The organism is Streptomyces sp. NPDC111802 (assembly GCF_055634335.1).
The window spans coordinates 76,003-87,650 of sequence record NZ_JBVKCZ010000012.1 but is presented as its reverse complement, the minus strand read 5'-3'; the positions used below and the strand labels follow the sequence as shown (position 1 = coordinate 87,650).

Below are 11,648 nucleotides of genomic sequence, written 5' to 3'. Positions count from 1 at the left end.
GAGGGGCGGCCGACCCACCCCCCGACATCTCCAGGGAGCGTCCTCAACCATGTCCATGACCCAGTTCAGACCCCGGCTCGCGGTCTTCGCCGTCCTCTCCGCCGTCCTCACCGCGCTCTTCACCGTGACCCCCGCCCAGGCAGCCGACGGCACGATCACCGGCCTCGCCGGCAAGTGCATCGACGTGGCGGGCGCCAGCAACGCCAACGGCACCGCCGTGCAGCTCTACGACTGCAACGGGACCGGCGCCCAGATCTGGTCCAACTCCGGTGACGGGACCCTGCGCGCGCTCGGCAAGTGTCTCGACGTCGTCGACCGGAGCACCGCCGACGGCGCCGCGGTCCAGCTGTGGGACTGCTCGGGCAGCGCCAACCAGCAGTGGGTGGTCACCGCGGCGCGCGACATCGTCAACCCGGCCGCTAACAAGTGCCTGGACGTCCGGGAGAACAACAGCGCCAACGGCACCCGGCTGCAGATCTGGAGCTGCACGGGCGCCGCGAACCAGAAGTGGAACGCGCCCGCGAGCGGAGGCGGCGGCAACCCGTCCGGGTTCGTCGTCAGCGAGGCGCAGTTCAACCAGATGTTCCCGAACCGGAATTCGTTCTACACGTACAGCGGCCTGACCGCCGCGCTGAGTGCCTACCCGGGCTTCGCCAATACCGGCAGCGACACGGTGAAGAAGCAGGAGGCCGCCGCCTTCCTCGCCAACGTCAACCACGAGACCGGCGGACTCGTCCACATCGTCGAGCAGAACACGGCCAACTACCCCCACTACTGCGACTGGAGCCAGCCCTACGGCTGCCCGGCGGGCCAGGCCGCCTACTACGGCCGCGGCCCCATCCAGCTGTCGTGGAACTTCAACTACAAGGCCGCCGGTGACGCGCTCGGTATCGATCTGCTCAACAACCCCTGGCGGGTGCAGAACGAGTCGGCCGTCGCCTGGAAGACCGGCCTGTGGTACTGGAACACCCAGACCGGCCCCGGCACCATGACCCCGCACAACGCCATGGTCAACCAGGCCGGCTTCGGCCAGACCATCCGCTCCATCAACGGCTCCCTGGAGTGCGACGGCAAGAACCCGGCGCAGGTGCAGAGCCGCGTCGACGCCTACAACCGGTTCACCTCCATCCTCGGCGTCTCGCCGGGCGGCAACCTCTACTGCTGACCATGGCCGCTCGACAAGGAGACGTGATGCGCAAGTTGAGATCCCTCGCCAAGGCCGCCCTCGGCACGCTCGGCGCGATGACGCTCGTCGTGGCCCTTCCCGCGAGTGCCCACGCGAACGTCCTGACCCTGCTGCCGCAGAACGCCGACAGCCTGGAGCAGACGTTCTCCCCCGCCTACGACTATGACGGCGACGGCTGCTACGCCACCGCCGCCATCGGCGCCGACAGCACCATCAACCCGGGCCTCAAGCTCGGCGGCGACGTCAACGGCAAGTGCCACGACTACGCCCAGCTGGCCAACGCCAACACCTACTCGCGCGCGAAGTGCAACAACGGCTGGTGCGCGGTGATGTACGCCAGCTACTTCGAGAAGGACCAGATCACCCTCGGTCCGGCGGCCCTCGGCCACACCCATGACTGGGAACACGTGATCGTGTGGATCAACAACAACCAAGCCGAGTACGTGTCGGTGTCCCAGCACAACACCTATCAGTCGGCGGCCCGTTCGGCGATCCGCTTCGACGGCACCCACCCGAAGATCGTCTACCACAAGGACGGTGCGTCGAGTCACTGCTTCCGGTTCGCGGGCGGCAATGACGAGCCGGCGGAGAACGCCACGGGCAACTGGTTCTTCCCCCGCCTGGTGGGGTGGAACGGCTATCCCGCCGGATACCGCGACAAGCTCATGAGCGCCGACTTCGGCTCCGCCACCATCAAGATCGATGACGGCGACTTCCAGTGGGCCCTCGACCACACGAAGCCGTCCGGCATCCCCTTCGACGCGTACGCCTGACCCCCCTGACGTCAAGTGACGGCGCGGCAAGAAATGGCCCTGCGGGCGCTCGCCTGAGGGGCCGTCTCCGTCACCATGCCGCCGCAACCGCTGGACGCAAGCCACAACGGCCGCATGGTGCGCGTCCCGGCGGGCCGGGCAGGGGAGAATGAGGGCCGTACCCAACGGTCGACCTTGCGGAGGAGCGGGAAATGCAGGACGCGCGAGCTGGGCAGGTCGCCGGACCCGAGGACCTCGTAGATGTGGCCCGCCTGGTCACGGCGTATTACGCGCTGCATCCCGACCCGGCCGAGCCCGGACAGCGGGTGGCGTTCGGCACCTCGGGACACCGCGGCTCGTCCCTCACGACGGCGTTCAACGAGGACCACATCGCGGCCACCAGCCAGGCCATCTGCGAGTACCGCGCCGCCCAGGGCACCGACGGTCCCCTCTTCCTGGGCGCCGACACCCACGCCCTGTCGGAGCCCGCGCGGATCACGGCGCTGGAGGTGTTCGCCGCCAACGACGTGACCGTCCTCATCGACCAGGCCGACGGATACACGCCCACCCCGGCGGTCTCGCACGCCATCCTCACCACCAACCGGTCGCGCACGTCCGGCCTCGCCGACGGTGTGGTGGTCACCCCCTCCCACAACCCGCCCGCCGACGGCGGCTTCAAGTACAACCCGCCGAGCGGCGGCCCCGCCGGTTCCGAGGCGACCTCCTGGATCCAGGACCGCGCCAACGAGATCATCACCGGCGGTCTGAAGGACGTACGGCGCATCCCCTACACCCGCGCGCTGGCCGCACCCGGCACCGGACGCCACGACTTCCTCGGCAACTACGTGGCCGACCTGCCGAACGTGCTGGACCTGGAGGCGATCCGCTCCGCCGGTGTGCGCATCGGCGCCGATCCGCTGGGCGGTGCCTCCGTCGCCTACTGGGGCCGGATCGCCGAACAGCACCGGCTCGACCTGACGGTGGTGAACCCGCTCACCGACCCCACCTGGCGCTTCATGACGCTGGACTGGGACGGCAAGATCCGCATGGACTGCTCCTCGCCGTACGCCATGGCCTCGCTCATCGAGCAGCGCGACCGGTTCGACATCGCCACCGGCAACGACGCCGACGCCGACCGGCACGGCATCGTCACGCCGGACGGGGGCCTGATGAACCCCAACCACTATCTGGCCGTGGCCATCTCGTACCTGTTCTCGCACCGGGAGCAGTGGCCCGCGGGCGCCGGGATCGGCAAGACCCTGGTGTCGTCCAGCATGATCGACCGGGTCGCGGCCGACGTCGGCCGACCGCTGGTCGAAGTCCCGGTCGGTTTCAAGTGGTTCGTGGACGGCCTGTCCGACGGAACGCTCGGTTTCGGCGGCGAGGAGTCGGCGGGCGCGTCCTTCCTGCGCCGCGACGGCTCGGTGTGGACCACCGACAAGGACGGCATCATCCTCGCCCTGCTCGCCTCCGAGATCACGGCGGTCACCGGCAGGACCCCGTCGCAGCACTACGCCCAGCTCACCGACCGCTTCGGCGCCCCGGCCTACGCGCGTGTCGACGCCCCGGCCTCCCGTGAGGAGAAGGCCCTGCTCGCCAAGCTGTCCCCGCGCCAGGTCACCGCCGACAGCCTCGCCGGAGAGCCGGTCACCACGGTCCTCACCGAGGCCCCCGGCAACGGCGCCGCTCTCGGCGGCATCAAGGTCGCCACCGCCAACGCCTGGTTCGCGGCCCGCCCTTCGGGCACCGAGGACGTCTACAAGATCTACGCGGAGTCCTTCCTCGGACCGGACCATCTGCGCCGGATCCAGGAGGAGGCCAGGTCCGTGGTGCTCGCGGCGCTCGGCGGCGGGCGTTGACACCGTCCAGAAATGATGAAAGGGGTGTGTCGGAAACCTCCGACACACCCCTGACTTGCCGCTTCACAAGTCGGGACGACAGGATTTGAACCTGCGACCCCTTGACCCCCAGTCAAGTGCGCTACCAAGCTGCGCCACGTCCCGATGCCCGTCTGACCTGGGGTTTCCCCCCGCCGAACGTGCATGGAAACAATACCGCACTCGTGTCGATGGTCGCGCACTCGTTTATTCGTGCCCTGCCCGCTTCAGTGCCGCTCGGGCCGCACCGGCGCCGACCGCGGAAGTCACACCAGCCCCCGTGGTAGCCGAGGCCCCCTCCGCCCCGGCTCCCACACCTGCCCTCGGAGCATGACACGAGGCACTGACAACGCCCCACGGGTTTTCAGTCCCCCGTCGCCAACCCCAAGTCCGGATACGCCTCAAGGAGACGGGTCGGGGCGGCCTGACGCCAGGAGTCGGAGAGGATGTCGCGCAGTTCGCCGTCGCCCTCCAGGGCGGCGAGCCGGGCCCGTACCCAGGCGAACTGTGCTTCGTGGTCCGCGATCCAGAACTTGTCCGGCTCGGCCAGGACCAGTTCGTCGCGCTCCTCCTTGGGGCAGCGCACCGCGATGGAGGTCTCGTCCTCGGGCAACGTGGCGAACATCTTGCCCGCGACCCGGAACGTGGGCATGCTCCAGGCGATCTTCTCGGTCGTGTCCGGCAAGGACAGGGCGATACGGCGCACGTCTTCGGCATCCGGCATGAGACTCTGTCCACCTCCTCCGTCGTCGCGCTGATGAACGAAATACTCACGGCCATGGCAGGCGATCCCCCTCGGCCGATCAACGACGGCGAGTGTTCCACGCGGCTCTGACAGTCAGCGGCCTCGGTCACACGTACTTGAAGTAGATCGTCGTCGGCCGCAGCACGCCCGCCGGGCTCGCCGCGTAGTCCGGGATCACTCCGGCCCGGGTCCAGCCGGCCGAGCCGTACAGGCGCTCGGCGAGGCTGTCGGTCTCGGTGTCCAGGTGGAGGAGGGTGACACCGGCGTCGGTCGCGGCCTGCTCGGCGGTCGTCAGGAGTCTGCGGCCAAGGCCCTGTCCCCGCGCCTCCCGGTGCACCATCAGCTTGACCAGCTCGGCCCGATGGCCGCTGTTGGGTTTGTCGGCGAAGGCGAGACCGACCGTGCCGACGGCTCGCCCGTCCCGGCGGGCCACCCACACCGCCAGCCGCCCGGCGCCGACGACCGCCGCGCGCTCCTTCCACCAGGTCCGGGCCGCCGTACGGTCGAGGGGCGCGATGAATCCGACGGACGCGCCGTCCGCCACGGTGTCCATCAGCAGGTCGGCCAGGTCATCGACGTGGTCCAGCAGTTGGGCCTCGTCCAGTCGGGTCACGATCACGGCAGCACCACCGCCAGCACATACCGCACCGTCCCGGGCCCCGCGCACCGGAACCGCGTCGGCCCCCATACCCGCATCCGCAGAGAGTCCCCGGCGCCGAGTCGGTGCTCGACCTCCTGCACCGTCACCTCAAGCGTCCCTTCCAGCACCCAGATGTGCTGCTCCAGACCCGGTACGGGTGGCCGGTCGTACGCGATGTCGGCGCCCGCGGCCAGCCGTCCCTCGACGAGTTCGGCGCGCAGCCCGGCGTGCGGCGGCGACACGGATCGCCGTACGAAACCGGAGGAACGGTCCTCCCACACCGGCTGCTCCGCCGCCCGCACCAGCAGCGCGGGCTCGGACTCGACCTCGCTGAGCAGCTGGGACATGGTGCGGCCGTAGACATGGCAGAGGCGATTCAGCAGCGAGGCGGTGGGGCTGATCTCCGCCCGCTCGGCCCGGGACAGGGTCGAGCGGCTGATGCCGCTGCGGTCCGCCAACTCGCCCAAGGACCAGCCGCGTTCGGCCCGCAGCTCGGCGAGGCGGGCGCCGAGGCGGGTGTCGACGGTGTCCGGGACTTCGCCGCCCATTGCTTCCTGTTTCATATTCGGGACGCTATCCCACATATGAAACGACGCTGTTACGGCAGGCTCACTCCCCCGCCGCCTTCGCCGAGCGCCTCCAGCACCGGCCGGATCAAGGGATGCTCCTCGGCTCCTCGCCGTACGGCCGCGAAGACCCGACGCGTGGGTGCCACGCCGTCGACGGGACGTACGACGACCCCGGCGAGGTCCATGCCGCGCAGCGCCGAGCGCGGCACGAGGGCCACCCCCGCGTCGGCCGAGGCGAGGGCGACGACCGCGCGGAAGTCGTCCGAGGAATGTTCGAGGCGAGGCTGGAAGCCCGCGTTCTCGCAGGCCAGGACCACCACGTCATGGCAGGGGTTGCCGGGGTACGGGCCGATCCAGGTGTCCTTGGCCAGCTCGGCGAGCGGCACCTCGGCCGCGTCGGCCAGGCGGTGGCTGACCGGGACCACCGCGTCGAAGGGCTCGGCGTACAGCGGCACGTGGGACAGACGGGGGTCGTCGGCGGGCGGTGCCCCGCGGTACTCCACGGCCACCGCGATGTCGACCTGCCGGTCCAGCACCATGGGCAGGCTGGCATCACCCTCGGCGTCCTGGACGCGGATGCGGATGCCGGGGGACGTCCCGGCGAGGCGGGCCACCGCGGGCGCGACGACCAGGGCGATACCGGTCGCGAAGGAGGCGACGGTGACCGTGCCGGCCGCGCCCGAGCTGTACGCCGCGAGCTCGGCCTCCGCCCGCTCCAACTGGGCGAGGACGGCGTTGGTGTGGTTGAGCAGGATCTCGCCGGCCGGGGTCAGCCGTACGCCCTTGGCCCCGCGCTCCACCAGGCGGTGGCCCGTCTCCTGCTCCAGGGCCGCGAGCTGCTGGGAGACCGCGGAGGGCGTGAGATACAGCGCGGCGGCAGCCGCCGTCACGGTGCGGTGGTCGGCCACCGCACGGAGGATGTGGAGCCGCCGCGCTTCGATCATGAGATCGATTATCGCAATATGTCCGGGCCGCCCGGACGTCAGGCCTCCAGTTCCGCCCGGGCCGCGACGAAGGCGTCCACGGCACGGTTGACGTCGTCCGTCGAGTGCGCGGCGGACAGCTGGACGCGGATGCGCGCCTGCCCCTGCGGCACCACCGGGTACGAGAAACCGATCACGTACACGCCCCGCTCCAGCAGCAGCTCCGCCAGCCGGCCGGCCTTCGTCGCGTCGCCGATCATCACGGGCGCGATGGCGTGATCACCGGGGAGGATCTCGAAGCCCGCCTCCGTCATACGGCGGCGGAACAGGGCGGTGTTCTCGGCCAGCCGGACGCGCAGGTCGTCGGCCGACTCCAGGAGGTCGAGGACCTTGAGGGAGGCCGCCGCGATCACCGGGGCCAGGGTGTTCGAGAAGAGGTACGGCCGGGAGCGCTGGCGCAGCAGGGCGACGATCTCGGCGCGGGCCGCGACATAGCCGCCGGAGGCGCCGCCGAGCGCCTTGCCGAGGGTGCCGGTGATGATGTCCACGCGGTCCATGACGCCGTGCAGCTCGGGGGTGCCGCGCCCACCGGGGCCGACGAAGCCGACGGCGTGCGAGTCGTCGACCATGACCATGGCGTCGTAACGGTCGGCGAGGTCGCAGATCTCGCGCAGCGGGGCCACATAGCCGTCCATGGAGAAGACGCCGTCGGTGACGATCAGCCGGCGCCGGGCGTCCGACGCGTCCTTCAACTGCCGCTCCAGGTCCGCCAGATCACGGTTGGCGTAGCGGAAGCGGCGGGCCTTCGACAGCCTGATGCCGTCGATGATCGACGCGTGGTTGAGGGCGTCGGAGATCACCGCGTCCTCGGGGCCGAGGAGCGTCTCGAACACACCGCCGTTGGCGTCGAAACAGGAGGAGTACAGGATCGTGTCCTCCTGGCCGAGGAACGCCGAGAGCCTGGCCTCCAGTTCCTTGTGCACCTCCTGCGTGCCGCAGATGAAGCGCACCGACGCCATGCCGTAGCCCCAGCGGTCCAGTGCCTCGTGGGCGGCGGCGATCACCTCGGGGTGGTCGGCGAGGCCCAGGTAGTTGTTGGCGCAGAAGTTGAGGACCTCGCCGGGGCGGCCGCCGGCGCTGACGTTGACGGTCGCGGACTGGGGGCTGTCGATGACGCGCTCGGGCTTGTGCAGGCCGGCGGCGCGGATCTCGTCGAGGGTGGCGCGCAGGTCGTCGCGCACGGAGTCGAACATCTCAATGCTCCTAGGAATGCAGAGGACTTACGCGGTGACTCAGGCGGTCCAGTCGAGGATGACCTTGCCGCCGCGACCGCTGGCCGCGTCGGCGAACGCCGCCTCGAAGTCGCGGTAGCCGTACCGGCCGGTGATCACGGGGGCGAGGTCGAGGCCGCCCTCCAGCAGCACGGACATCGCGTACCAGGTCTCGAACATCTCGCGGCCGTAGATGCCCTTGATGGTGATCATCGAGGTCACGATCCGCGCCCAGTCGACCGGGAACTCCTGGGCGGGCAGGCCGAGCATGGCGATACGGCCGCCATGCGTCATGTTGGCGATCATGTCGCGCATGGCCTCGGGGCGGCCGGACATCTCCAGACCGATGTCGAAGCCCTCGCGCAGGCCGAGTACGCGCTGCCCGTCGGCGATGCTGGACTCGGACACGTTCAACGCCAGGCTCACGCCGACCTTGCGGGCCAGCTCCAGCCGCTCCTCGCTGACGTCGGTGATCACGACGTTGCGCGCGCCCGCGTGCCGGGCCACCGCCGCCGCCATGAGGCCGATCGGACCGGCGCCGGTGATCAGTACGTCCTCGCCGACCAGCGGGAACGACAGCGCGGTGTGCACGGCGTTGCCGAACGGGTCGAAGATCGCCGCGACATCGAGGTCCACGGGCACCCGGTGCACCCACACATTGGCGGCGGGCAGGGCGACGTACTCGGCGAAGGCACCGTTCCGTCCCACGCCGAGGCCGACCGTGGCACGGCACAGGTGGCGGCGGCCGGCCAGGCAGTTGCGGCACTTCCCGCACACCAGATGGCCCTCACCGCTGACCCGGTCGCCGATGGCGATGTCCGTGACGTCCCGACCGGTCTCCACGACCTCGCCGACGAACTCGTGCCCGACCACGAGCGGGGTGCGGATCGCCTGCTGCGCCCAGCCGTCCCAGGACCGGATGTGCAGATCGGTGCCGCAGATACCGGTGCGCAGCACCTTGATCAGTACGTCACCGGGCCCGACGGCCGGTTCCGGAACGTCCGCGAGCCACAGCCCGGGCTCCGCCTTCTCCTTGACCAGCGCCTTCAACGCAACGGCTCCTGTGCGTGAGTCCCGGCCGCGGGCATGCCGATCGAGCCCGCGGCCGGGAAGGGGGGTGGAATCGCGTAGCAATCTGCCGTACGGCGGCGTCCTGGTCCATCGAGGATTTCTTAAGCGGCGCCACAGCTTTCCTTCACACCCTCGGCCCGGACGCCGGCGGTCCCCCTTCGAAGCACGGGGCACTGCCCGACCTGCTGCTCGCCGCCCTCGTGGTCCTCGCCGCGGCCGTGGCCACGCCGGGCTGAGAATCGGCTTCCCGCACCACATGCTGGTAGTACGCCACACGGCGCCCGAACGGCAGCGAGAATCGGCGTAAGACGCCCCGACCCGCGAGGCGGCCGCACGCCCGCGCCCCGCACTCGGCCGACTGACCAGGAGCCGCTCATGAACACCGCACGGGACCTCGCGATCGTCGCCCTGGACATGGCACCGGATCACCCGGTGGAACAGGGCGATCTGTCTCTCGCGCTCGCGGCGGCCGAGGTGTTCGACCTCATCGACGCCCGGGCCCTCGTCCTGGACGGCGACCTCATCACACCCAGCGCGCAGGCGCCGACAGGCGACCGACTGCTGGACGAGGCCGCCTCCTCCCTCGTACGGCAGGAGCCGTACGAGCCGGTCGAGGACTGGCTGTGGCGCCGGGGCCGCGGACTGTCCGCGGCCTATCTCGCGGATCTGGAGCGCATGGGACTCACGGCCCGGCCAAGGGGCCTCCGGATCCCGCGGCGGGCCGCGCGGACGGTGCCGGTCGACTCGGTCGCCAAGGACAGGGCCGAGAAGCGCTGGGCATCGGGCGAGCCGGTGCTCACCGCCCTGGCCACCGCTGCCGGGATCCGCGAGGAGTCGGCCGACGCCACCGAGGGCCTCACCGACGAGACCGTCACGACCGTGCTGGCCGCGGTCGGCGACGCCGTGATGGAGCTGGAGGCCGTACGGCAGCGGCGGGCGATCGAGGACGCCGCGTTCGACAACGTGTGGCGGGGCTACTAGGGGTTACTACCGACGCGAGGGCCTCCTTGTACGGACCGGGAGTCAGAGCAGTGGGAGCCCGTCGGCCTCCCGTCGCTCCAGCCGGGCGACCAGGTCCGCCGCCGACACCTTGATGGTCTCCAGCCCGGCCCTCCCCCACGGCCGCGGCTCCACATCGACGACACACACCGTGCCCAGCGCCATCCCCGTACTGTCGATGAGCGGGGCGCCCATGTAGGAGCGGATACCGAACTCGTCGACGATCGGATTCCCGGCGAACCGCGGATAGTCGCAGACGTCCTCCAGGACCAGCGCCTTGCGTCGCACCACCACATGGGGGCAGAACCCATGGTCGCGCTCCATATGGCGGCCCAGCTCCGGCTTGGCGTCGTCGGCCCGCGTCAGGGTCACCCGGTGCCGGGCATACAGGCCGGCGAAGAACTGCCCGTTCTCGTCGATGAAGTTGACCATGGCGTACGGCGCCCCGGTGAGCTCGGCGAGATGGCCCGCGAAGACGTCTAGGGCCGGGTCGGGATGATCCCCCAACCTCAGTCGGAGCAGTCGCCGGGCGCGGGCGGGGGCCTCCTTGTCCTCGGGGGTGAGCAGCAGGCGAGCGACCGGATGGGGTGGGCCGTAGCTCATGGGTGGATTCCGTCCCTGTGGGCGTACGTCATATGCGGCTCCGTGCTGGTGTGTGCGGATGTCACATGTGGGCCCCGTGGCTGGGCGCGGGTGCCGGTGTGTGGGCGATGAGGTGCCGTACCAGGGTCAGCAGGGTCTGTACGCCAGAGCTGGAGATCCGGGCGTCGCAGCGGACGATCGGGATCTCCGGATCGAGGTCGATGGCGGCTCGGACCTCCTCCGGGTCGTATCGGTAGCCGCCGTCGAACTCGTTGATCGCGACGATGAAACCGAGGCCGCGCTGCTCGAAGAAGTCGACGGCGGCGAAGCAGTCCTCCAGACGCCGGGTGTCGGCGAGGATGACCGCTCCGAGCGCGCCCTCCGAGAGTTCGTCCCACATGAACCAGAACCGTTCCTGTCCGGGCGTGCCGAACAGATACAGGACGTGTTCCGGATCGAGTGTGATGCGGCCGAAGTCCATGGCCACGGTCGTCTCGACCTTGTTCTCGACGCCCTCGAGGCTGTCGGTCGCGGCACTGACCGTGGTGAGCAGTTCCTCCGTGCTGAGTGGCGCGATCTCGCTGACCGCGCCCACAAAGGTCGTCTTGCCTACCCCGAAGCCTCCCGCCACCAAGATCTTCAGTGCGGTGGGGAAGGGGTCAGAGCTGTCGTCGTAGTCCATCGAGCACTGCCTCCAGAAGAGCCCGGTCTGTCGGGTTGTGGTGGAACTCGGGGGGCTTGGTGGTGAGCGCCCCGCAGTCGACGAGGTCCGCCAGCAGCACCTTGGTGACGGCCGCCGGCAGCTTCAGGTGGGCGGCGACCTCGGCGACCGAGACGGGCGCGCGGCACAGGTCGAGTGCCTGCTCGTGCTCGGGGCCGAGGTAGCCGAGGGGGGTCGCCCCGGTGGCCATCACCTGCGAGATGAGGTCGAGCGCGACGGTGGGCCTGGTACGGCCGTTGCTGACCGTGAAAGGGCGCACCAGCCGTCCGGCCGCATCGTCGAGCCAGGGCCCGTCGCCGGCCGCCGTCACGT

The 11,648-nt window shown here is 70.2% G+C and carries 13 protein-coding genes and 1 tRNA gene; 4 read left to right on the top strand and 10 right to left on the bottom strand.

Going from position 1 to position 11,648, the window contains the following annotated elements; translation table 11 throughout:
* The first annotated feature begins 55 nt into the window (after positions 1–55).
* From ACZ7NC_RS15405 to pgm, 3 genes are all read left to right on the top strand, one after another.
* Positions 56–1,165 (top strand): glycoside hydrolase family 19 protein, encoded by a 1,110-nt coding sequence (locus tag ACZ7NC_RS15405; RefSeq protein ID WP_471488666.1) that lies wholly within the window; start codon positions 56–58, stop codon positions 1,163–1,165.
* A 26-nt stretch (positions 1,166–1,191) separates the two neighbouring features.
* The gene (locus tag ACZ7NC_RS15400; RefSeq protein ID WP_471488420.1) at positions 1,192–1,959 is read left to right on the top strand and encodes an NPP1 family protein; all 768 of its coding nucleotides are present in this window, start codon (positions 1,192–1,194) and stop codon (positions 1,957–1,959) included.
* 191 nt (positions 1,960–2,150) lie between these two features.
* Positions 2,151–3,797, top strand: coding sequence for a phosphoglucomutase (alpha-D-glucose-1,6-bisphosphate-dependent) (gene pgm, locus ACZ7NC_RS15395; protein ID WP_471488418.1), 1,647 nt, complete (start codon positions 2,151–2,153; stop codon positions 3,795–3,797).
* 70 nt (positions 3,798–3,867) lie between these two features.
* On the opposite strand, the gene ACZ7NC_RS15390 is transcribed toward pgm, so the two are convergent.
* The 7 genes from ACZ7NC_RS15390 to tdh form a co-directional block, all read right to left on the bottom strand.
* Positions 3,868–3,941: transfer RNA gene (locus ACZ7NC_RS15390), tRNA-Pro, on the bottom strand.
* 238 nt (positions 3,942–4,179) lie between these two features.
* Positions 4,180–4,539 (bottom strand): MmcQ/YjbR family DNA-binding protein, encoded by a 360-nt coding sequence (locus tag ACZ7NC_RS15385; protein WP_471488416.1) that lies wholly within the window; start codon positions 4,537–4,539, stop codon positions 4,180–4,182.
* A 127-nt stretch (positions 4,540–4,666) separates the two neighbouring features.
* Positions 4,667–5,179, bottom strand: a complete 513-nt coding sequence (locus ACZ7NC_RS15380; protein WP_471488414.1) for a GNAT family N-acetyltransferase — start codon at positions 5,177–5,179, stop codon at positions 4,667–4,669.
* Positions 5,176–5,763, bottom strand: coding sequence for a helix-turn-helix domain-containing protein (locus tag ACZ7NC_RS15375; protein ID WP_471488412.1), 588 nt, complete (start codon positions 5,761–5,763; stop codon positions 5,176–5,178). Before ACZ7NC_RS15375 ends, ACZ7NC_RS15380 begins: the two co-directional genes overlap by 4 nt.
* A 35-nt stretch (positions 5,764–5,798) precedes the next feature.
* Positions 5,799–6,713, bottom strand: coding sequence for a LysR family transcriptional regulator (locus ACZ7NC_RS15370; protein ID WP_471488410.1), 915 nt, complete (start codon positions 6,711–6,713; stop codon positions 5,799–5,801).
* A 38-nt stretch (positions 6,714–6,751) separates the two neighbouring features.
* Entirely contained in the window at positions 6,752–7,945 is a 1,194-nt protein-coding gene (locus ACZ7NC_RS15365; RefSeq protein WP_471488409.1) for a glycine C-acetyltransferase, read from the bottom strand.
* 39 nt (positions 7,946–7,984) lie between these two features.
* On the bottom strand, positions 7,985–9,013 hold the full coding sequence (gene tdh, locus ACZ7NC_RS15360; RefSeq protein ID WP_471488407.1) for an L-threonine 3-dehydrogenase: 1,029 nt from the start codon (positions 9,011–9,013) through the stop codon (positions 7,985–7,987).
* A 396-nt stretch (positions 9,014–9,409) separates the two neighbouring features.
* On the opposite strand from tdh, the gene ACZ7NC_RS15355 reads away from it, so the two are divergent.
* Complete coding sequence (locus ACZ7NC_RS15355; protein WP_471488405.1) at positions 9,410–10,015, top strand: GOLPH3/VPS74 family protein; 606 nt, start codon at positions 9,410–9,412, stop codon at positions 10,013–10,015.
* Positions 10,016–10,057: 42 nt separating this feature from the next.
* Here ACZ7NC_RS15355 and ACZ7NC_RS15350 read toward each other — a convergent pair whose 3' ends face one another.
* From ACZ7NC_RS15350 to ACZ7NC_RS15340, 3 genes are all read right to left on the bottom strand, one after another.
* Entirely contained in the window at positions 10,058–10,636 is a 579-nt protein-coding gene (locus ACZ7NC_RS15350) for a GAF domain-containing protein (RefSeq protein WP_471488403.1), read from the bottom strand.
* A gap of 61 nt (positions 10,637–10,697) precedes the next feature.
* Entirely contained in the window at positions 10,698–11,297 is a 600-nt protein-coding gene (locus ACZ7NC_RS15345) for a GTP-binding protein (RefSeq protein ID WP_030956515.1), read from the bottom strand.
* On the bottom strand, positions 11,275–11,646 hold the full coding sequence (locus ACZ7NC_RS15340; protein ID WP_471488664.1) for a DUF742 domain-containing protein: 372 nt from the start codon (positions 11,644–11,646) through the stop codon (positions 11,275–11,277). Before ACZ7NC_RS15340 ends, ACZ7NC_RS15345 begins: the two co-directional genes overlap by 23 nt.
* Between the last annotated feature and the right edge of the window lie 2 nt (positions 11,647–11,648).